Raw genomic sequence first — 20,326 nt, forward strand, 5'->3', positions numbered from 1 at the left:
TCGGCAATCCCCCCAATGATTTCCGTCCGACGCCATGCCGGACAACAGCTCATCAGAAACCGGATTTGCGATTCCCGACTGTAGTTGACCAAGTCGACCCGAACACTCAGGATGATCAGTGATCTGGATCACAGGGCAATTTTCGGCATCACCGAGCGTCAGGACGGGCGCGATTGATACGCAAATTCGCAGGCCGCACCCGATTTGCAGGTAATCACTCTGTCACTGACGCCTGACGATGGCATGGGAATGTCACCCACCCGGCAGTGGCGCTGGCGGGCCGGGGTGGCGCAGGAATCCCGGGTAGCGCATAATGCGCGACCGAACCGCTGCGGCAGCCCGATGAGTGCCGACAGGGGGAGGTATCGTGCCGCATCGACGGATAAGCAGGGATTTGGTGGCTTGCGGCGTGTCGCCGCTCCAGATGGAACGAAGCCCCCTCAGCTACGCCGGTGCGCGACGGCGACTGTCGAAGGGGCCTGGATGTCCCGACGCCCGAAAGTGTCGGTGTCCGACACTACGGTGCCCCGATGACCGATGTATCCGTCGCACCCGTGGTCCGCATCCGCCCTCCAGAGGACGGAGGCGAGCGCGAGATCCTGTCCGGCCTGCTTGACTTCCTGCGTGCCTCGGTCGTGAACAAGGTCGCCGGGCTCACCGACGAGCAGGCGTTCGGTCGGCCGGTGCTCGCGTCCGGACTCACCCCCGCTGGGCTGGTCAAGCACCTGACCGGGGTGGAACGGTACTGGTTCAGCATCGACTTCGCCGGTCACGAGCTGCCCCCGCCGTGGACCGACGACGAGCCCGGTGCGTTCGCTCTCGCCCCCGAGGACTCGCTGGCTGAGATCGTCGAGGCGTACCTGGCTGAGTGCGCGCGGTCCTCCGCAGTCGTAGCGGGCGCGGCGCTCGACGACCGCGCCCGGGCCGCCGACGTTTCCTTCACGCTGCGGTACGCGCTCGCGCACATGATCCAGGAGACCGCGCGCCACTGCGGCCACCTGGACCTGCTGCGCGAAAGCATCGACGGGCAGGCCGGCGAGTAGTCGGACCCCCGGCTGGCTGGCACGGCGGCCACAGCGGCAGCCGCCATCCCCGCCTGCCGCTCACCTCGATCCGGTTGGCTCCGTGGTCACGCAGCAGGTCGGTGGCCCGCTGCCCAGACAGCCCGGCCGTGGGCGCCCCGTGGACAGTTGGCGCACCGGTCAGCGGTCGGCCCGACCCTGCCGGACCTGGCGGTGCCGCCGCCACAAGTGCAGCACCACGCCGGCGGCGATCACGGCCAGCAGGGCCCACTCGCCGATCCCCAGCTCACGCTCCAGCCGATGGTAGGAGGCCGCGCCCAGGTAGCCGAGCAGCGCCACGGTCGTCGCCCACACCAGCCCGCCGGCCAGGTTCGCCCGCAGGAACGGCGGCCACGGCATCCCGCCGGCGCCAGCGACCATCGGCACCACGGCCCGCAGGACCGCCACCCACCGGCCCACCATCACCGCCCACGCACCGCGCCGGGCGATCAGGCGGCGGGCAAGCCGGATGTCGGCGCGCCGGCGCGCCGACCCGGAGGCTCGGGCGAGCATCCCCGGGCCGTACCGTCGGCCCAGCGCGTAGCCGACCTGGTCACCCAGACACGCCCCAGCCGTCCCGGCGATGACCACCGCCCACAGCGGCAGCTCACCGGTGTGCGCCACGAGCCCCCCGATCAGGATCGCCGTCTCGCCCGGTACGAACAGCCCGAGCAGGGTCGAGGACTCCAGGGCCGGCAACACGAACACCAGGGCCAGGACGAGGACCGGCGGTAACCCGGTAACCACCGCCACCACCCGGTCCACCCTCTGATTGTCGCCCACAACCGGTTGATTTGCGGCCAAGAACCCCTCCTCACCGCCGTGCGGTCGAAACCGACATCGACCGCGCCGATGGTGAAGCCGCCGGCCAGGCGAGCGGGCTTAACGGTTGCTTGCAAGGCTCTGCCGGTAGTGGGCCTGCCGGGCGTAGCCTTTGGTGCTGTCGTCGCCGTCGGAGGTCGCGGTTAGCCTTCGCCGATGACGCTCAGTCTTGACGACCTTTCCGGCTACGTCGAGCGCGACCTCGACGCCGACCTCGCACGGTGGTTCTCCGACCGTTCACCGGTCACGGTTCCCGAGGAGACCCGGCCGGTGACGCCGATGCTCGACCGCATGCCGCCGACGGGCGCGGCTGCGCTGGCGGCGTTCGACCGGCGGGTGCGGTCGGGGCGCATGCCGCAATTCCTGGACGTGCACGACTGGTCCTACGGATTCGACTTCGCTGCGAACGGCTGCGGGATCCTGGACGCCGACTACCAGACCGAACTCACCGACGACGACGTCTACGCGATCGGCGCCGACGGCGGAGGCAACCTCTACGTGGTGCTCGCCGACGGGCAGGTCGGCCTCTGGTTCCACGAGGAGGAGGTCGTCGAGGGCAACACGCGCTTCGACAGTCTCGACGTCTTCCTCTGGTCCGTCGTGCGCTACCACGCGGTACGGGCGGGGGCGCTCGAGCGGGCAGCGGTCGAGGCAGACTTCCGCTCGCTGGGCCAGGCCGGCGCGCTCGATCCGGATCTCGGGCTGCTCGCCGCCATGAAGTGCTGATCGCGCTGGGTGCCGATCCCACAAACTCGCCGACCGCACGGGTTGCCCCCAGTGCGACAGCACGACCTACGCCATGGCACCGCCAACCTGGTCCTCGCCGCCCGCCGCAGCCGTAGCGTCATGATCGCGGGCTGGTGTGGCTCATGAATATGGTGGCCCCGGCAGGGTGCTCATTTCTGCCCCCTCTGCCACCAACTCGTCCCAACCTCACAAGGCACTACTAACCTCTTCCCCCAGCATGGCTTGGCGGGAGAGGGAGAAGCGTTGATGCTTGCGGAGCTCGGCGTGGACGAAACGTGCGAGCTGGTCTACCGGGCTGCCCTTCGGCGCCCCGTGTGGAGTCTGGAACAGCTCCGCGCCGCCGTGGACCAGCCGGCGGCGAAGGTCGACACGGCGGTGCAGCGCCTTATGGAAATCGGACTGCTCCGGCGGCCCCACGCCGAGCAGATCCGGCCGGTGAACCCGGCCGTCGGGTTCGCGTCGCTGCTGTCGTACGCCGAGGCACGGCTCGCTCGCCAGACGCGGGCGGTGGAGCTGACCCGGGCAGCCGTCGCGGAGATGTCGGCCAGCTTCCGGGCCAGTCCCGCGCTACTGCACGACGTCGAGCTGCTCGACGACCGGGACGCCGCCTGGCTGTGCGTGGAGGAGATCGCGGCGAAGGCAACGACGAGCATCCAGTGCCTGGCTGCCGCCGGAGGGCCGCCAGGGCTGGAGACCAGCACCGACTACGACCCGGCGTACCGGCTGGCGGAGTTCGCCAGTGCGCGTGGGATCCGGGTACAGCTGATCCTGCTGGACAGCATCGTGAACGATCCGCGGCTGGCCGCCGGCGCCCGGCGGGTTCATGACAATGGCGTGGAGGTTCGAACCACGCCGACCCTGCCGGTCTGGACGTTCGTCGTCGATGACCGGTACGTGGTGATTGGCATCGACCCGGCGGACAACCAGCGGGGCGTCATCCGGGTGTCCCACCCGGGCCTCGTGGCGGCTGCCGCCGACCTGTTCGGCCGACACTGGCTGTCCGCGGTGCCGATCGAACTGCAGGCCACCCAACCGCCGGGCGAGCTGACCCGGCAGCAGCGGCAACTGCTCCAACTGCTCGCGATGGGCGCCAAGGACGAGAGCATCGCCCGGCAGTTCAGCGTGTCCGCCCGCACCGTCCGGCGGATGATCGCCGACCTGACCGACCGGGTCGGCGCGAGCAGCCGGTTCGAGCTCGGTGTGCGGGCAGTACGCCTCGGCTGGCTCGACGACACACCCCAGCCGGCACCGGGACCCGAGCCGTTCCACTCCTGAGCCGCCGATGGCGAACCCGCCAGCCGCCACGAGGCAAGCTCGGCGGGTTCGCCACCGTGCTGAGCAGAGGATGGGGACGCGTGGTCGCCACGAGCGCTGGCCCGGCCTGTCCGAATGCGGTCATGGCCGCAGGCGGACACCTCATCAGGCCTGGCGTCGCCCGGCCTACTCATTAGCCTGGCATCGCCGGGCTGCTCCCGGCGATGCCGCACCTCTCAATGGATCGATAATCATCTTGAAGAACACAAGGAATGGGCTGATCGCCGGGGCGGGTGCGTTGCTGCTCCTGCTCTGCTGCGGCTTCGGCATTTTCGGTTACCGGGTCGCGTTCAAGGACGACGCCGAGGACGTGGCGGAGAAGTACCTCTCCGCCGTCCAGGACAGAAGCCTCGATGACCTACGGGCGGTGATCTGCGCCAGTGAGCAGAGACGGATCGACGGCGACGAGTGGGATGACGACGAAGGCCTGCTGGACTGGGAGATCACATCCAGCAAGGAGCGCGAGAACTCGGCGACCGTGACCGCGGAGTACACCGGAACCGACGACGGCAAGATCAGGACCGGCAACATCACCATGGCCCTCCTCAAAGAGGACGGCGACTGGAAGGTCTGCGACGTCGACGAGACGCGGGACTGATTCGGTAGGGGCGCGACCGCGACATGCGGTCTCGCCCCCTCCCGGATGTCAAGGCTGCCGCTGGGCCAGGCCTGCGCACCTTCGTCATGACTGCACCGCGCCCCGCCGATACGGCCGCCGGCTGGCCGGACCGGCGACCAGAGTCGACAGTCGCGAGTCCGGTCGCCGGTCAACGACGGGCGGCATCCCAGGCGGGGCTGCCCCGAAAGTACGTGTCGTACAACTCCTGCACCTCCAGCAGGCTCTCCGGCGGCACCTTGCCGTAGGCAATCCGCTCCAGGTGCCGGAAGTACTCGAACCGTTCGACGCCGGGGGTGATGACGATGAGGATGTCGGCGTTCTCGCCCGGGGCGGCGGCGAACGCGTGCGCCACGCCAGGCGGCACGATCACCAGGTCGCCGCGCTCGGCGGTGACGACCTGCTCGCCGGAGAGCAGTTGCGCGGTGCCGTCCAGCAGGTAGAACAGCTCGGCCGAGTTGGCGTGGTGGTGCGGCCGGGCGCCGTCCGCGCCGTCGGTCAGGGTGACCCGCTGGGTGGAGAGGGCGCCACCGGTGGCACTGCTGTCGGCGAGCAGCCGGATCGTGGTCGGGGCCCGCCCCACCACCTCGGCGTCGGCGTCGCGAACGACGACGGACCTGTCGAACTCGGGCGTGATCAGGGACATCGGACGGCTCCTTCGCGGGGGTGTCTACAGGGCGAACAGCAGGATGGCGTCGAGGACCACGACCACGGCTGTGGCGAAGTGGATGCCGAAGGCAGCGGCCTTCGTGCCGCCGTGCCGGAGCACGACGACGGTGTCCCCCAACGGGTTGAGCGCGACGATCAGCATGAACCAGGCGACCGCGTCGGCGGTGGTGAAGGCGATCAGGGCGAGGCCGAGCAGGCCGTAGCTGAGGTCGCGCAGGCCCTTGATCGTGAGGTAGGCGGGGTCGCCGTCCGCTGTGGCCGGGACGCCGTAGCCGGCGGCCGCGGCCAGGGGCGCCAGGAGGAACCGGGCACCGATGAGGACGACGAAGAGGCTGAGGACGATGGCGAGCCCGTAGGCGAGGGGGCTGAGCATGTTCGACTCCGAACGCTAGCAGCGCTAGATATGCGAGCGAAGGTAGCAGAGCGGCGGCAGATAGACTAGCGATGCTAGAGTTTCGGTCATGTCGATTCAGGCACGCCGGGAGCGGGAGCGGGCGGAACGGGAGCGGGCGATCGTCGCAGCGGCCCGCGAGCTGGCGGAGTCGGAAGGCTGGGACGCGGTCACCACCCGTCGGCTCGCAGCCGAGATCGAGTACAGCCAGCCCGTCCTCTACAGCCACTTCAAGGGCAAGGACGCGATCATGGCGGCGGTCGCCGTGGAAGGCTTCGGTGACCTGGCCGACGAACTCGCCGCCGCCCGGGCCGCCGTAACCGACCCGCGGCAGGCCGTGGCCGACGTCGCCGCAGCGTACGCCGCGTTCGCCGAGCGGCGGCCCGCCCTCTACGACGCGATGTTCAACCTCGCCGTCGACCTGCCCTTCGCCAGCCAGGACGTGCCGGTGGACCTGGCCCGGGCTTTCGCCGAGCTGGCCGAGAGCCTGCGCCCGGTCGCCGGCGACGACGACCTGGAGACGTTCACCGAGACCTTCTGGAGTGGAGTGCACGGCCTGGTCACGCTGATGCGCAGCGGCCGGCTCCGGCGGGAGGAGCACGAGCGGCGGCTGGCCCTGCTGGTCGACCGCTTCACCCAGCCAGGGTGAGCTGACCGCAGGGAGGAGTGCACCCGATGGCCGACCACGCACCCGTCGCCGCAGCACGAACGCCCTGTACTTCTCCCGGGCCGTGGTCGACGGCTCCCATATCTGGGCGTTAGAGGAGGAGGCCGACGCACGCTCTGCAGAGCGAGGGCTAGCTAGCCTCCCGCGCCCACGGCCGCAGCTTCTCCGGGTTGCGGACCGCCCAGATCCGGGTGACACGCCCGTCGGCGACGTCGAACGAGGCTACGGTCACGACGACGCCCGCACGCTGGGCCACCAGGCCCGGCACACCGTTGACCGACCGCTCCAGGAGTTCGAGCCCCGGAGCCTTGTCGGCAATGGCGACCATGTACTGGGCGATGCGCGCGCCGCCCTCGACCGGGCGCAGGACGGTGCCGACCATGCCGCCGCCGTCGGCGGTCATCACGGCAGCCGGGTTGAGGAGACCGACGAGGGCTGCGACGTCCTTGGCCTCCCATGCCTCTTTGACGTGCCTCACCACGTCGGCCTGGCCGGTCGCCGTCACCCGAGCGCGCGCGGCGCTCACCCGCCGCCGGGCGGAGGCCGCCAGCTGCTTGCAGGCCGCGGGGCTCCGGCCGAGAACCTCGGCGATCTCGGCGAACGGGTACCGGAAGACCTCGTGCAGGACGAACGCCACCCGCTCGGCGGGCGTCATCGACTCCAGGACGACGAGGAAGGCCATGGCCACCGACTCGTCCAGAACGATCTGGTCGGCGGGGTCTGCACCGTCGGAGGGGCCGGCGCCGCCTGCGTGGTCCCACTCGGTGCGGTCGGGCAGCGGCTCGGGCAGCCACGCGCCGACATAGCGTTCACGGCGGGCCCGCGCCGAGCCGAGCAGGTCCAGGCAGATGCGGCTGGTCACCGTCGTCAGCCAGGCACCGGGGGACAGGATCTCCTCCTGCCGGCTTCGCGGCAGCCCGTACCAGCGTGCGTAGGCATCCTGTACGGCGTCCTCGGCCTCGGTCACCGAACCGAGCAACCGGTAAGCGACATTGATCAGTTGACGTCGCTCGCCGACTATCTCATCTGCGCTGGTCGCGACAGTCCCCATGCTTCCGGCCGCCCCTCGCCTTACCTTCTGCAGGCCCGCGTCGTCGGACTGGTGAGACCTTATCGACCTACTGCCCGAGGGCGGAAAAGGGGACTGTGACATGGCCACCCAGGTGACGGCGAACGCACAACGCAGTTCCTCGTTCCTGCAGATCGCGATCGCCCTGCAGACCCTGACCATCTTCCTTCAGGCGGTCTCCGCCGGACTGCTGCTGACCTCGTCCTACGGAGAGACGCTGCACAGCGTCGGAGCCCGTGTGATGTACGGGGCGTCGATGCTGTACGTGCTCGCGGCGGTGCTGGCGTGGAAGCCCGGCGGCAGCTCGCCCCGGCCTGTCTGGCACGCGTCAGGATTCCTCGTACTCGCCTCGGTCCAGGTCGTGCTGGGCATCGCGCACGTCCCGTCGGTCCACCTCCCCCTGGGTGTCTTGATGTTCGGCCTGAGTGTGCTGGCGCTGGCCCGGCCTGAGGTCCGATAGCGGACCAGGACGATATTGAGATCCGTCGGTTGCTTCAGCGATCATCAACCCCGGATTCCCGCTGGACCGAACCGGACGCTCCCGGAACCGCCCGGATCAGGCGGAACGCAGGGGATGCTCGTCGGGCGAGCAGCCGCCGAGCAGCCACACGTCCGCACGGAACAGACAAAGCAAAGAGCCTGACCCGCGTTTCCGTACGAGCCTTCCGGCTCAGCGAGGACCTGCCGGGCATGGCAGGTCCTCGCTGAGCGTCCATCGGTACTTGACTACGCCTCGCCACGGTGACAGTTGTCAGTCGCGCGGGCGCCGGCGAAGCCGGCCTCGTTTGCGCTGTTGATCGCTCCGGTGGCGTCGGAGAGGACTTCGGCGGCCGGGCCGTGGGTCTCGGCCTCGGCGGCGGAGGCCGGCACGCAGTTGTTGGTCATGTCGCCGACGACCTGTGCTCAACGGGTCGCCGGTCGGGCCTCAGCGTAGCTCGCCTGTGATGATCCAGAGATGGCCGAACGGGTCACGGATGCGACCCGAGCGCTTGCCGTAGGGCCGGTTCTCGATAGGCACGATCACCTCGGCGCCGTGGGCGATCATGCGGTCACCTACTCCGTCCGGGTCATCGACCTCGATCTCGAGGAGGACCGCGGATCCACCGATATCACCCGGTGAGAGCCACCCCCACGACGAGACGGCAGGCGAGACCCGGAAGGGCCAACGACCGATACGGTGATCGACGACGGTGGGTCGGCCATCGTCGCCCGGTGGGGCCCGGAACACTTCCTCGGCGCCGAGGGCAACCTGGTAGAACGCCGACGCAGAGTCCGGATCGGAGACGATCAGACGAGGGGAAAGCGACTTCATGCCCCCATCATGGGATCGGGCGGCGGCAGAGTCTTGAACATCTGGGAACGAATCCGGCCACACCGGTCGTCAACCGCCCGCGCGCTCCTTGCCGGTTGGCCGATCATCGGCTGGCACACACCGCGGAGCCAGGCCCTCGGCGCGTAGCCACTCCATCGGGGTGCACACGGCCATGGCCCGCCACTCGCGGGTGAGATGGGCCTGATCGGCGAAACCCGAGGCGGCGGCCACCGCCGCCAGACTGAGCCTTCCGGCATTGGCGGCGGCCACGAGCCGACCCCGGGCAGTCTCGAAGCGAACGAGCCGTTGGTACTCCTTCGGCGTCACCCCGAACTCGGCACGGACCGTACTACTCAGGTGCCGTCGGGAGCATCCGAGTAGCTCAGCGGCCTCCTGCACCCGGCTGGCCTCGGACAGGACCGCCAGCGTTGCGCGCAGTTCGTCGTGGTTCGCGCGCTCGCCATGACGAAACAGGCCACCGACCAGGCAGCGCTCGACGAGTGCGCGACGGCTTGGCCAGGATCGGCAGGCCATCAGGCGCTCCGGCAGGTCGGCCATCGCCGGGACGACATCGGCGAGGTCGGCGACCTGCCCGGCCAGAGCCGATGCCGGAAGCCCCAGCAGTGTGCTGGCACCCAGTGGGCTGAGCGTCACGTACACCCCGCGCGTGCACCGCTCTTGCCTCAGCTCGGCCGCATCCAAGTGGAGTCCGGCGACCACGGCCCGTAGCTTCTGGCGCGAGCCGGGCCGTCCGATCCACCCGATCTCGAGCGAGTCCTCCTCGGGAATCGTGATCGACACCGTGGACGATGGCAGCCCGCGATGAACGCCGACCGGACCCGGCCCAAGATCGTATGCCTCCAGCGTCACCACGAACGGCGCCAAGACGGTGGACATGTGATCGGCAGGCACGGTCACCCTGCAACAGTACGGCGGTGGGCCGTGCAACCGACGCTGGCCCGCTGGACGTCGTAGTAGGCCCGGGCGCCGCGTGCCGCTCTTGCCGGGGCCCTGGGGGATCGGCCGCCGCCTGAACCATTCAGCTTCAAGCACAGGCGTACGTTCAGGTCGGGCATGCCCGCCACGGTGAAGTAGCGATCCCGTTGGTACCCGGGGACCTCCTCGCAGTTCCGGGTTGAGCTCTCCCCTTCGAACCGAGCGATGACGGCGAAGGTGCCGTTCCGGCACTCCTCCAGGGACCAGATGGTGTCGTCGGACTCGCCGCGGACGCAGTCACCTTGATCCGCGTTGTAGGCGGTTCCACCACTGTGCCGGTACACGAGGCAGACGGCCACGTCGGGGTTCTGGGCGGAGGTCATCGTCGGTCGTCGAGTGGCGCCGGAGATGTTTCCTTCCGCCCGCACAGCGGAGGCACGCATCTGGCTTTACATCGGCCTTCATCGATCACCAGTCGCCGCGAGATAAGGCCCAGGATCCGAGCACTCCCTGCGCATCCGGACCAGTTCGCCGACGTCCGAGCAGCCACGGAGCAGCATGGAGTTAGTGTTGCCGCAACGGAGCCCTGCGGTCAGGTCACGTCGCCGGCACGCCGCGCACGGGTGCGGTCGCCCGGGGCGGGGCGACCGCACCCTGTCGGTCAGAAGTCCACGTGCCTCAGGTTGAGGCTCCGGCAGTTGTTGGCCGGGTCGAATGTCCACGCGTCCATGATCAGACTGAACCGGGTGTCGTGCTTGTACCCGGTGGCCAGCCGCGCGTACTTGGTGTAGCGGTACGAGCCGTCGGCGTACCGGTCCCAGATCGAGGACGTTCCGCCGGGCACCCGGTTCCAGATCGACCAGGTGTGGTCCTGGAAGACCGTGTTCTCGAACCGCCAGCCCTGGCACGAGGCGTAGCTGCCGCCCATGATGAGGCCCCAGCCGCTGTAGTAGTCCCCGGTCCAGATGCACATCTCCCCGGACCAGCAGTCCGACTCGTAGGCGGGGTAGACGACGTAGGCGTACGTACTGCCGGTCGGGCCGACCCCGGCCGTCGACGTGACCTCCCGCGCCGTGCCGTCCGGATCGATCCGGTAGGCCTTGCGGACCCGCTCGGTCCGGTCACCGACGGTGGTGGCCTGCGCGGGGCGGTCCGGCTCGGCCGCGGACACCGGTCCGGCCGGCCCGCCGACCACCAGCGCCGGACCGAGCACCGCGGCCAGTCCGAGAGCGGCCATCATTCGTGTCGCGAGTTTCATGGGTTCCCCCTTCAGGGTCGGGCGGCGGCTCCGGGGCTCCCCCTCGTACGAGCCCGAAGCCGCCGACTGCTGTTCCTCGACCCTGCCGGCACGGTCTGGTTGGCGACCTTACGAAGGTCTTAGTGGCCGGCGCCGCATAGCGTTGACCAGTACCGACTGGTCGCCCAGGACGCGGAGGAGGGCATGGAGGTCCGGTTACTCGGCGCGGTGGAGGTGCGCGCGGCCGGCCAGCCGCTCGCCCTCGGCCCACCCAAGCAGCGGGCGGTGTTCGCGGCGCTGGCCGTGGACGCCGGCCGGCCGGTCCGGGTGGAGACCCTGGTGGACCGGGTCTGGGACGATCCGCCGCCCGCCGAGGCCCGCAACGCGCTGTACGCGCACATCATGCGGATCCGGCGCCTGCTCGACCGGGCCGCCGAACTGGACGGCGGCGCTGCCCGGCTGGACCGCCGGCCCGCCGGATACCTGCTGGACCTCGACCCGGACCGGGTCGACCTGCACCGCTTCCAACGTCTGGTGGAGCAGGCCCGCGACGGCCGGTACGACGACACCCAACGCGTGACGCTGCTGCGCCAGGCGCTGGACCTGTGGCGGGGCGACCCGGTGGCGGACCTGTCCGGCGGGTGGTTCGCCCGGTTGCGCGACGGCTGGCAGCAGCACTGGTTGGCCGGCGTGGTGGCGTGGGCCCGGGCCGAGCTGCGACTGGGCAACCACGACGCCGTCCTCGGGCGACTGTCCGACCTGGTGGTCGACCACCCGTTGGTCGAACCCCTGGTCGCGGTGTCGATGCAGGCGCTGCACGCCGCCGGCCGGAGCGCCGAGGCCCTGGCGCACTACGCGGTCACCCGGGCGCGGCTGGCCGAGCAGCTCGGCACCGACCCCGGCCCGGAACTGCGGAACCTGCACCGGGCCATCCTGCGCGGGGAACCCGTGCCGGCCGGGCGGGGCACCGCCCGGCTGGTACCCCGGCAGCTCCCGACCCCGCCGCCGTCGTTCACCGGCCGGACGCGCGAGCTGGCCGCCCTCGACCGGGTCCGGGACGCCGCCACGGTGGTGATCAGCGCCATCGACGGGATGGCCGGGGTGGGCAAGACCGCCCTCGCCGTCCACACGGCCCACCGGATCGCCGACCGCTACCCGGACGGGCAGCTCTTCGTCGATCTGCACGGCCACACGCCCGGGATGTCGCCCCGCGAGCCGGGCGAGGTCCTCGACCACCTGCTGCGTTCCCTCGGTGTCCCGGGCCCGCAGATCCCGGCCGGGCTCCAGGAACGGGCCGGGCTGTACCGCACCCGGCTGGCCGACCAGCGGATGCTGATCGTGCTGGACAACGCCGCCACCGAGGCGCAGGTGGCGCCGCTGCTGCCCGGTGCGCCCGGCTGCCTGGTCCTGATCACCAGCCGGCACCGGTTGACCGGCCTCGACCACACCGGTGCGCTGTCCCTGGACACCCTGCCCACCCCTCGGGCGGTTCGAGTCGGCCCGCGGCCACTGGCAGCAGGCCCTGGCCCTGCTGACCGGGCTCGGGGTCGACCAGACCGAGGACGAGGAGACCAGCACCGACGCCGTCCGCGCCCACCTGGCCCGCCTCGATCCGGCATCGTCCGAATGAACCCGCCGGCGGCGGTCGGCCGGAATCGGCTGGTGGGCCGGTGGGCACAGGGCTGCTCGCCGCGCTCGACAGCGAGCCAGGCCGAGCTCCGCGGCTCAGCGCCCGGGCTGGAAGCGGGACAGCAGTTGGCCGGGGTCGCGCAGGACGTCACCGACCGCGAACCCGCCGATGGACGTTCCGTCGAGCAACTGCGCCCGCGCGTCATCGGCCCGCAGCTCGACGGCGCGGATCATCTGCGTCACCAGTTCGCCGAGCGTGAGGTTGTCGACGGTCCGTTTCGCCCGCGTGTTGATCCAGATCTCCAGCAGCTCCTTCGCCCCGGACACCCGGACGGTGACCTCCCCGTCCGGGGATGTGGCCTCCTACTCGGTGTGCGGCGCCCGCTCGGCGAACTCGGCGGCCCGGGTCATCGCCGCCACCATGTCGCCGCAGATGCGGCGCAAAGATTCGACGTCCATCACCAGATCCGCTCGACGGCGAGTCGCAACTGGTCGAGCGCCGCGCTCAGGTCCGTGGGCGGCGATGGGCCGGGCGGCGCGCGTCGGGTTGCCCAGGCGGGCGGTCGCTGCCTCCACGTTGCGCCGCAGGCGCTCGGTCCCACCAGCGAGGGTGGCACTACCGGTGGCGGAGAGGCGGTAGTAGCGGCGCAGGCGGCCGTCGACGACCTCCTCCCGGTCGACCTCGATGAGGCCCGCTTCCGTCAACCGGTCGAGCGCGCCATACAAGGTGCCAGGCCGCATGGACAGCCGGCCCTCGGACAGGGCAGCCACCTCCCTGATGATCCCGTAGCCGTGCAGTGCCGGGCCGGCGAGAGCGGTGAGGATTCAGAAGGTCGGTTCCCGCAGCGGTATGTCCACGCCCCGCAACATATCGACCGCGAAGGTATAGGAGGGGCAAATCGCCAATCAGGTCCTAACCCAGCTGATCTAGGTCGCATGCCAACCACGTGCCGGTAACGCTCCAAACGGCCGCGTCCCGGTGAATACCGCGGCCACTACCTCGATGTTCGCGTTGATCCGGTGATCATCTGCCCCGGGCCCCGATGGACCGGACCGGACGCCATGGACCCCACCGGACAGGGCAGGACGTAGGGGATGCTCGTCGGACGAGCAGCCACCGAGCAGCCACGCGTCCACAAGGGACGGACAAGCGAAGGGCCTGACCCGCGTTTTCGCAGGTCAGGCCCTTACGATCTGGTGCGCCCGAAGGGACTCGAACCCCTAACCTTCTGATCCGTAGTCAGATGCTCTATCCATTGAGCTACGGGCGCTTGGTGCTCGGCCAGTCTACACAACCGGCTTTCGCGCGGAGACTCCGGGATTCGAACCCGGGAGGGGCTTTAAGACCCCAACCGCATTAGCAGTGCGGCGCCATAGACCAGACTAGGCGAAGTCTCCCTGGTGGCCCCTGCAGACCACCGCGCCCGAGGATACATGCCCGCAGCGATCGGGAGCAAAGCGACTTCCCCCGTACGACCGACCGCCCGGCAGGCCGGAGCACTCGGGGGCCGCCAGGCGGTCGGTATCCCGGCTGTGCGCGAGCGCGATCGGGACTAGGCTCCATCGATATGCAGGAGCAGCCGCCGCGCGAGCCGACCCGACGAGAGCCTGCTGAGGGGGCGCGGCGGCGCTCCCCGAAGCCGACCTTCACGCCGCCGCCCGCGCCACCGGAGCCGGCACCGCCCGCGCCCTCGCCGGCCCGGCCGGCGGAGGATGCCGAGGAGCGCCCCCGGCGGGTGAAGCCGGCCCCGGCGGTGCTCTTCCAGCCACCTGCGGACGACCCGCCGCTGCCTCGCCAGGCCGATCGTTCGGCCGGTCCGGCGCCCCGCGAGCGCGCCGACCGGGCCGGGGCGGTCGGGCAGAGTGGCGTCCCACACACGAGCGGCGCGGATCCCGTGACCACCGGAGCCACCAGTCTGGGGACACCGACCGACGTCCCTGCCGGGACGGCGGGGACGAACGGCCCGGACGAGGGCACGTCAGCGGGGCCGGTGGCGGCAAAGGCGCCGGGCGAGGGGTCGCTCGCGCCGGCCGCCGCGGAGCGAACGCGCCGCGCCACCCCCGCCAGCAAGCCCCCCGCGAAGAAGGCTGCCGCCGGAACCCCGGTCGAGGAAGCCACCGCAGCGCGGGCCACCGCCCCTGCCCGGAAGGCCACCGCAGGCACCGCCACCCCGGCCGAGAAGACCGGGGCCAGGAAGGCCACCGCCAGGAAGACTCCCGCGAGGAAGACGGGCGCCACGAAGAGCCCGTCGGCCGAGCAGCCGCGAGAGGCCGTCGACCTGCCGCCGGCCGCAGCAGCAGACACGTCCGCCGCCGGCGTGCCGAGCACCACAGCCGACGCCGGGCCGGCGAGCACCCCGTCGGGCCGTACGCCGGAACCGGCCCTGCGGGGGATCACCTCGCGGGTGCTCGGCCATCCCGGGTTCGCTCCGGAGCTGCTGGCCCTGGCCGCCGTCGAGGTGCTCGGCCCGCGTGCCCGTGACTGGGCGCAGGGGCTGCGCGACGCGTACCCCGATGCGGGTGCCGACGGGCTGGCCCGGCTCGCGACCCGACGGTTCGTCCGGCAGGCCGGAACGGGCGGGGCGACGGCCGCGCTGGCGGGGCTGTTCGCGCCGCTGGCCGAGCTGGCTGCGGTGCTGTGGGCCCAGGCCAACCTGGTGCTGCACCTGGCCGCGGCGTACGGCCGGGACCCGGCCCATCCGGACCGGGCGGTGGAGCTGCTGGTGCTGACTCGCGTGCACCCGGACGCCGGGAGCGCGGGGGCGGCACTGGCGGCGGCCCGGGCTGCGGACGGGCCCGGTGAGGCGCCGTGGCCGCGGGCGGCGGAGGCGGCGTGGCGGCTGGCCGCGCCGCTCGCCGCCCAGGCCGGTGGCTGGCTGGCGCTGCGGGCGGCGTCCCGGCTGCTGCCGGGCGCGGCGGTGCTCGCGGCAGCGGCCGGCGACGCGGCGGGGGCCGAGCGGCTCGCCGCCCGCGCGATCAGCGCCTACCGGCGGACAGCGGCTCACAGCCAGTCGAACCACTCCCTGGGCAGCAGGGCGTAGCCGACGAAGGCGAACACGTCGAGCAGGGTGTGCGCGACGACCAGCGGCATGACCCGGCGGGTGCGCAGGTAGAACAGGCTGAACACGACGCCCATCACCACGTTGCCCAGGAAGGCGCCGAAGCCCTGGTAGAGGTGGTACGAGCCGCGCAGCAGGGCGCTCGTCGCGATGACGGCACCGAGCCGCCACTGGAGCTGACGCAGCCGGGTGACCAGGTAGCCGACCACGATCACCTCCTCCAGCACCGAGTTCTGCACAGCGGCCAGGACCAGCACCGGCACCGTCCACCAGAGTTCGGGCAGCGCGGCCGGCACCAGCGTGGCGTTGACGCCGAGCTGGGCCGCCACCCAGAACAGCGCCAGGCCAGGCAGGCCGATCAGCGCGGCCAGGCCGGCGCCCCGGGCCAGGTCCTGGCCGGGCCGCCGGACGTCCAGGCCGAGCGTCCGCGCCGGGTCACCGGGGTCCCGCGCCAGCAGGTGTACGGCGAGCAGCACCGGCAGCAGCGCGAAGAAGATCCCGAGCAGCTGGTACGTGAGGTCCAGCCACGGCCGGGGCGACACCGAGGTGTTGAGCGCGGCGGTCTGCTTCGACAGCGGCCCGTCGGCGGCCAGCTTCGCGATGATCGACACCGTCGCGTAGACGGCGGACTGGCCGAGGGAGAGGCCGAGCACCAGCAGCGTCTCGGTGCCGAGCATCCGGCGGGTCGCCGGGCGGTCCAGCTCAAGTGTCACCGCACCACTGTGCCCGACGACGACGGTCGGCGGCAGCGCCGAACGAACCTCACGAGCCGATCGCACATTCTGTGCGACCGGTCGACACGCTCCGTGGACATTCTATGGGTGCCCGATCCGCCGTCAGGAGAAGGAGCGCGCCCCGTGGACGACTTCGCACGGCTGCTGAAGGAGAGCTGGACCCTGGTCGAGGAGCACCGGGAGCGGCTGGCCGGTCACTTCTACGCCCGGCTCTTCCTCCTCGACCCCGAGCTGCGGAAGCTCTTCCCGGTGCAGATGGCCGGGCAGGGCGACCGGATCCTGGAGGCGATCGTCACCGCCAGCCAGACGGTCGGCGACCCGGAGAGCTTCGACGAGTACCTGCGCTCGCTGGGCCGGGACCACCGGAAGTACCACGTCGAGGCGGCGCACTACGAGACCATGGGCGTCGCGCTGCTGGACGCGCTGCGCAGCACCGCCGGCGACGGCTGGAACCTGGAGTACGACCAGGCGTGGCGGGACGCGTACGCGGCGATCTCGGAGAAGATGCTCGCCGGAGCGGCGGCCGACGACAACCCGCCGTTCTGGCACGCGGAGGTACTGACGCACGAGCGGTACGGCACGGACACGGCGGTGCTCACCTGCCGGGCGTTGCAGCACCCGCTGCGCTGGAGGGCCGGCCAGTACGTGAGCGTCGAGGTACCCCGTCACCAGCCCCGGGTGTGGCGCACCTACTCGATCGCGAACGCCCCGAACGACGACAACGTGCTGGAGTTCCACGTCCGTACGCCGGCGGGCGCCGGCTGGGTCTCGGGATCGCTGGTCCGCCGGGTGAAGCCGGGTGACCTGCTCCGGGTGGCGGCGCCGATGGGGTCGATGACGCTGGACCGCTCCTCCGAGCGGGACGTCCTCTGCGTGGCCGGCGGCGTCGGGCTCGCCCCGGTGAAGGCGCTGGTGGAGGAGCTGGCCAGCTACAACCGGACCCGGTGGGTGCACGTCTTCTACGGGGCCCGCACGGAGGCGGACCTGTACGGCCTGGCCGGGCTCCGGGAGTTGGTGGCGGCGCACCCGTGGCTGTCGGTGACCCCGGCGTGCAGCGAGGACCCGGACTTCGACGGCGAGCTGGGCGACATCTCCGACGTGGCCAGCCGGTACGGGCCGTGGACGGCGCACGACTGCTACGTCTCGGGTTCCGCCCGGATGGTCCGGGCCACCCTGCGCGTCCTCGCCGAGGACGACGTCCCGCCGCAGAACACCCGCTACGACACCTTCGGCGACCTCTAGAAGCGTTCCTCCCCCCAACCGGGGCGCGTGCCCCTGCCCCCTGGGGCACGCGCCCCGGTCCCCGACGGGCGGACCGGCACCGCCCCGCCCGACCACGTCCGCCCGGCCGTCCTTCCCACCCGGGCGGACGTGGTCGCGCACCCCGGGGAGCCGACCGGCACGCCACCACGCCACCACCGCAAGAGGGCACGGCGGCGGGAGGGCCACGACGCGCGGATGGGCGTCAGTAGCGCCAGGGGTGGCCGGTCTCGCGGTACTCCTCGACGGGCACCAGCGGCACGCCCGGCGCCATCCGGTCCACGTAGAGCCGCCCCTCCAGGTGGTCGATCTCGTGCGCGACGAGCCGGGCCATGCCGAACTCGAACGAGGTGATGATCCGGCTGCCGTCGTACTGAGCGTGCTCCACGTCGATCCGCAGCGGCCGGGGCACCAGGCCACGATGGTCGAAGAAGGAGAGGCAGCCCTCGTACTGCTCGTCGGTGTCCGGGGAGGTGTCGACCACCCGGGGGTTGAGCAGCACGACCGGGTCGGCCGACCGGTCGGGGGGTCGGACCACCGCCGCGGCGCGGCCGAGGTCGAGCTGCGGGGCGGCGATGCCCACGCCCTTGCTGAACGGGTGCAGCTCGTCGAGCCGGACCAGGGCCGCGCAGAGGCGGTCGACCACGTCCCGGGCCGCCTGCTCCTCGCGGGGCAGGTCGAACGGACGCGCCGGCTGGCGGAGCAGGCCGGCGCCGCGCTGCACGATGCCGATGCCGCGCATCCGGTCGCTGGGCCGGACCCGCCCGGCCTCCTCCGGCTCGGCGTCGGGCCGGCCGCGGAACCGCCACTGCAACCGGTAGCGCGCGTTGAGCGGCGGATCGTCGGTCGCCCAGTCGAAGATCACCCGGTCGGCGTCGTCGCGGCGGGTCACCGGCGTGCGCAGCGGGCCCTCCTCCGCCGAGAGCGAGGTCTCCGCGCCCCAGACCTGCGGGTCGAGGGCAGCCGGGAGATCCAGGCGTACGGCCATCTGCCTGGTGGGCAGCCGGACGGCCCGCTGGAACCACGGGCCCCACTTGTCGTGCCCGACGCAGTACGCGTACTCGATGGTGGCGCGGTCGCCGGGGTAGAGCGGGAAGCGTCGGTCGGCGTTCTCGAAGAGCAGCCAGATCTCCTTGAAGGCGTCCCGGTCGTGCTTGGCCCGCCAGTGCATCGCCTCCTGCTCGCCCGCGTCCTCCCGGACGGCCCGCAGCCGCAGCTCGGCGAAGGTGAGCGGATGCTCCCGGTGGTGCCGGTTGGAGCGCCCCGGGTCGCTCGGGTAGCGATCGACGGCGACCCGCACCAGGTAGCGGGTGACCGGCTCGGTGCCGGCGTTGTAGAGCTCCCGCCGGATGACGCAGCGGTACGCGTCGCCGATATGGGTGAGCGTGGCGAGTTCCCGCTCGACGATGAGCCCGGTGCCGGGCGGCATCCACTGCCCGGGGACGGGCGGCTCCCGGAGGGCCCGTTCGGCGCGGGCGTGGCGCAGCTCGTCGTACTCCCGGAAGCGCTGCCAGATCGCGCCGCTGGCCTCCAGCACGGCCTCGGCGCGGCGCGCGAAGTCCTCGGTGGGGCGGTGTCGCCGCCCCTCGACGTGGCTGACGTACGACGGGTCGAACCCCATCAGGGTGGCGAGCTGCTTCTTGGACAGCCCCCGCCCCGTACGGTGCCGGGCGAGCTCGGCCGCGAAGGAGTCGGCAGCCCGATCGAGCGGTGAGGTCGTCATCAGCTTCCTCGTGGCCGGGAGTATCAGTTTCACGTTCTGTGGCCACGCGCACACGAGAAGTGCCGCCTTGCCGACACGAGCCTTGACAAAGCGATGTTTCTCGATACTGCGCACCGGCGTTTCCCGCCCCGACGCCCGGGTAGTACGCCGCACGCGGCGGAGTGATCCGCACCTCCCGATCCGGCGTAGGTGAGGCTTCCCTTAGCCCGCGAGCTGTGGTTAGGCTAGCCTTAGCTCAGCGACGGGCGCTTCGAACGGGGGATGAGTCGGATGACAGCGGTGATGCCTGGGCGCCAGGTCGCCGCCGCGCCGCTGGCCCCGGTCACCGCCGCCCTGCGGGCCATGTTCGGCACCGACGACGTGCCCGGCCTCGCGCCCGGCCTGCTGGTCGCCGACGAGTTCGGCTGGGGTCGGGCCAGCACCCTGGTCGACGGCACCCGGCTGCCGGAGTTCCTGCACTCGGCCACCCTGCGCTGGGGCGGCACCCCGCACGCCTGCGCCGCGCTGGCCTGGAAGTCCTACAGCTACTGGACGGCGCTGCCCGTGGTGCTCGGCTGGGCCTCCGCCCGCCGGGTGCCGCTGCTCGACCCGGCCGACGTGCTGATCCACTTCGAGGACCACCGCCCGCTGCTCACCCTGGGCCTGCGCCGCTCGACCACGGTCGCGGTGCTGCCGGGCGACCCGCTGGCGCTCTCCGGGCTGCCCGAGGTGCGGGTCGTCGCCGACGAGGCCGAGCTGCTCCGGGTGCTCCGCGCCTCGCTGCTCGACGCCCACCTGGCCCCGATGATCGCCGCGATCCAGGCCGAGGTCCGGATCGGCGCGCGCACCCTGCTCGGGTCGGTGGCCTCCGGCATCGCCCACGGCATCCTCCGGGCCGCCGACGGCCTGCCCGGCTCCTCGGTCGAGACGATCGAGACCCTGCTCGGCGCGCTGGACCTCGCCGACCTGGTGGAACTGGTCCCCGGGCCGACGGGCGAGCCGACCGTGCAGCGCCGCACCTGCTGCCTCGCCTTCACCCTCCCCAAGCCCAAGATCTGCCAGGGCTGCTGCGTCCGCCCGTAACGCCCGAACTCCCGGTCC

The 20,326-nt window shown here is 71.5% G+C and carries 20 protein-coding genes, 2 tRNA genes and 2 pseudogenes; 10 read left to right on the plus strand and 14 right to left on the minus strand.

All coding sequences use genetic code 11. The features are described 5' to 3' along the window. Nucleotides 1-530 precede the first annotated feature (530 nt). Complete coding sequence (locus ACGFZ2_RS29890) at nucleotides 531-1,043, plus strand: DinB family protein (RefSeq protein ID WP_393459324.1); 513 nt, start codon at nucleotides 531-533, stop codon at nucleotides 1,041-1,043. Nucleotides 1,044-1,202: 159 nt separating this feature from the next. Here ACGFZ2_RS29890 and ACGFZ2_RS29895 read toward each other — a convergent pair whose 3' ends face one another. Further along, a complete protein-coding gene (locus ACGFZ2_RS29895; protein ID WP_393459327.1) occupies nucleotides 1,203-1,826 on the minus strand; it encodes a DedA family protein in 624 nt (207 codons plus the stop codon). 213 nt (nucleotides 1,827-2,039) lie between these two features. On the opposite strand from ACGFZ2_RS29895, the gene ACGFZ2_RS29900 reads away from it, so the two are divergent. From ACGFZ2_RS29900 to ACGFZ2_RS29910, 3 genes are all read left to right on the plus strand, one after another. After that, complete coding sequence (locus ACGFZ2_RS29900) at nucleotides 2,040-2,609, plus strand: hypothetical protein (protein WP_393459330.1); 570 nt, start codon at nucleotides 2,040-2,042, stop codon at nucleotides 2,607-2,609. A gap of 285 nt (nucleotides 2,610-2,894) precedes the next feature. Continuing rightward, nucleotides 2,895-3,905, plus strand: a complete 1,011-nt coding sequence (locus ACGFZ2_RS29905; protein ID WP_393459333.1) for a LuxR C-terminal-related transcriptional regulator — start codon at nucleotides 2,895-2,897, stop codon at nucleotides 3,903-3,905. A gap of 277 nt (nucleotides 3,906-4,182) precedes the next feature. After that, complete coding sequence (locus ACGFZ2_RS29910) at nucleotides 4,183-4,542, plus strand: hypothetical protein (RefSeq protein WP_393459336.1); 360 nt, start codon at nucleotides 4,183-4,185, stop codon at nucleotides 4,540-4,542. 169 nt (nucleotides 4,543-4,711) lie between these two features. Here the strand turns inward: ACGFZ2_RS29910 and ACGFZ2_RS29915 are convergent, their stop codons facing one another. Both ACGFZ2_RS29915 and ACGFZ2_RS29920 read right to left on the minus strand, forming a co-directional pair. Then, nucleotides 4,712-5,206, minus strand: a complete 495-nt coding sequence (locus ACGFZ2_RS29915) for a cupin domain-containing protein (RefSeq protein ID WP_357702244.1) — start codon at nucleotides 5,204-5,206, stop codon at nucleotides 4,712-4,714. A 24-nt stretch (nucleotides 5,207-5,230) separates the two neighbouring features. Further along, nucleotides 5,231-5,602, minus strand: a complete 372-nt coding sequence (locus tag ACGFZ2_RS29920; protein WP_393459339.1) for a DUF4267 domain-containing protein — start codon at nucleotides 5,600-5,602, stop codon at nucleotides 5,231-5,233. 88 nt (nucleotides 5,603-5,690) lie between these two features. On the opposite strand from ACGFZ2_RS29920, the gene ACGFZ2_RS29925 reads away from it, so the two are divergent. Then, a complete protein-coding gene (locus ACGFZ2_RS29925; protein ID WP_393259300.1) occupies nucleotides 5,691-6,269 on the plus strand; it encodes a TetR/AcrR family transcriptional regulator in 579 nt (192 codons plus the stop codon). Between the two features lie 148 nt (nucleotides 6,270-6,417). Here the strand turns inward: ACGFZ2_RS29925 and sigJ are convergent, their stop codons facing one another. After that, entirely contained in the window at nucleotides 6,418-7,440 is a 1,023-nt protein-coding gene (sigJ, locus tag ACGFZ2_RS29930) for an RNA polymerase sigma factor SigJ (protein ID WP_393459342.1), read from the minus strand. Between sigJ and ACGFZ2_RS29935 the strand changes: the two genes are divergently transcribed. Next, nucleotides 7,439-7,816: a hypothetical protein gene (locus ACGFZ2_RS29935; protein WP_393259304.1), complete on the plus strand. Its 378-nt coding sequence runs from the start codon at nucleotides 7,439-7,441 to the stop codon at nucleotides 7,814-7,816. The two genes, sigJ and ACGFZ2_RS29935, sit on opposite strands and share 2 nt — an antisense overlap. Nucleotides 7,817-8,082: 266 nt before the next feature. On the opposite strand, the gene ACGFZ2_RS29940 is transcribed toward ACGFZ2_RS29935, so the two are convergent. From ACGFZ2_RS29940 to ACGFZ2_RS29955, 4 genes are all read right to left on the minus strand, one after another. Continuing rightward, on the minus strand, nucleotides 8,083-8,241 hold the full coding sequence (locus ACGFZ2_RS29940) for a hypothetical protein (RefSeq protein ID WP_393259306.1): 159 nt from the start codon (nucleotides 8,239-8,241) through the stop codon (nucleotides 8,083-8,085). 40 nt (nucleotides 8,242-8,281) lie between these two features. Then, the gene (locus ACGFZ2_RS29945; protein WP_393459345.1) at nucleotides 8,282-8,668 is read right to left on the minus strand and encodes a VOC family protein; all 387 of its coding nucleotides are present in this window, start codon (nucleotides 8,666-8,668) and stop codon (nucleotides 8,282-8,284) included. Between the two features lie 69 nt (nucleotides 8,669-8,737). After that, nucleotides 8,738-9,586, minus strand: a complete 849-nt coding sequence (locus ACGFZ2_RS29950; RefSeq protein WP_393459348.1) for a helix-turn-helix domain-containing protein — start codon at nucleotides 9,584-9,586, stop codon at nucleotides 8,738-8,740. A gap of 679 nt (nucleotides 9,587-10,265) precedes the next feature. After that, nucleotides 10,266-10,862 carry a peptidase inhibitor family I36 protein gene (locus ACGFZ2_RS29955; protein WP_393259311.1) on the minus strand — a complete coding sequence of 199 codons (597 nt, stop codon included), beginning with the start codon at nucleotides 10,860-10,862 and terminating at the stop codon, nucleotides 10,266-10,268. 183 nt (nucleotides 10,863-11,045) lie between these two features. On the opposite strand from ACGFZ2_RS29955, the pseudogene ACGFZ2_RS29960 reads away from it, so the two are divergent. Further along, nucleotides 11,046-11,765, plus strand: a pseudogene (locus ACGFZ2_RS29960) (BTAD domain-containing putative transcriptional regulator); the annotation flags it as partial. An 801-nt stretch (nucleotides 11,766-12,566) separates the two neighbouring features. On the opposite strand, the gene ACGFZ2_RS29965 reads toward ACGFZ2_RS29960, so the two are convergent. The 4 genes and pseudogenes from ACGFZ2_RS29965 to ACGFZ2_RS29980 form a co-directional block, all read right to left on the minus strand. Next, nucleotides 12,567-12,797: a hypothetical protein gene (locus ACGFZ2_RS29965; protein ID WP_393459440.1), complete on the minus strand. Its 231-nt coding sequence runs from the start codon at nucleotides 12,795-12,797 to the stop codon at nucleotides 12,567-12,569. Nucleotides 12,798-12,995: 198 nt separating this feature from the next. Further along, nucleotides 12,996-13,295: pseudogene (locus ACGFZ2_RS29970) on the minus strand (PadR family transcriptional regulator); the annotation flags it as partial. Between the two features lie 370 nt (nucleotides 13,296-13,665). After that, nucleotides 13,666-13,741, minus strand: a tRNA-Arg gene (locus ACGFZ2_RS29975). A 36-nt stretch (nucleotides 13,742-13,777) separates the two neighbouring features. Further along, a tRNA-Ser gene (locus ACGFZ2_RS29980) sits at nucleotides 13,778-13,868 on the minus strand. A gap of 170 nt (nucleotides 13,869-14,038) precedes the next feature. Between ACGFZ2_RS29980 and ACGFZ2_RS29985 the strand changes: the two genes are divergently transcribed. Continuing rightward, nucleotides 14,039-15,511, plus strand: a complete 1,473-nt coding sequence (locus ACGFZ2_RS29985; RefSeq protein WP_393459351.1) for a hypothetical protein — start codon at nucleotides 14,039-14,041, stop codon at nucleotides 15,509-15,511. Here ACGFZ2_RS29985 and ACGFZ2_RS29990 read toward each other — a convergent pair. After that, nucleotides 15,472-16,242 carry a CPBP family intramembrane glutamic endopeptidase gene (locus tag ACGFZ2_RS29990; protein WP_393259346.1) on the minus strand — a complete coding sequence of 257 codons (771 nt, stop codon included), beginning with the start codon at nucleotides 16,240-16,242 and terminating at the stop codon, nucleotides 15,472-15,474. The genes ACGFZ2_RS29985 and ACGFZ2_RS29990 overlap by 40 nt on opposite strands. A gap of 144 nt (nucleotides 16,243-16,386) precedes the next feature. On the opposite strand from ACGFZ2_RS29990, the gene ACGFZ2_RS29995 reads away from it, so the two are divergent. Beyond that, complete coding sequence (locus ACGFZ2_RS29995; protein ID WP_393259347.1) at nucleotides 16,387-17,505, plus strand: globin domain-containing protein; 1,119 nt, start codon at nucleotides 16,387-16,389, stop codon at nucleotides 17,503-17,505. 223 nt (nucleotides 17,506-17,728) lie between these two features. Here ACGFZ2_RS29995 and ACGFZ2_RS30000 read toward each other — a convergent pair whose 3' ends face one another. Further along, entirely contained in the window at nucleotides 17,729-19,246 is a 1,518-nt protein-coding gene (locus tag ACGFZ2_RS30000) for a peptide deformylase (RefSeq protein ID WP_393459354.1), read from the minus strand. Nucleotides 19,247-19,528: 282 nt separating this feature from the next. On the opposite strand from ACGFZ2_RS30000, the gene ACGFZ2_RS30005 reads away from it, so the two are divergent. Further along, nucleotides 19,529-20,308, plus strand: coding sequence for an IucA/IucC family C-terminal-domain containing protein (locus ACGFZ2_RS30005; protein ID WP_393260607.1), 780 nt, complete (start codon nucleotides 19,529-19,531; stop codon nucleotides 20,306-20,308). The last annotated feature ends 18 nt before the right edge of the window (nucleotides 20,309-20,326 follow it).

Source organism: Micromonospora sp. NPDC048063, from assembly GCF_043202855.1.
In the GTDB taxonomy this organism is placed as follows: Bacteria; Actinomycetota; Actinomycetes; order Mycobacteriales; family Micromonosporaceae; genus Micromonospora.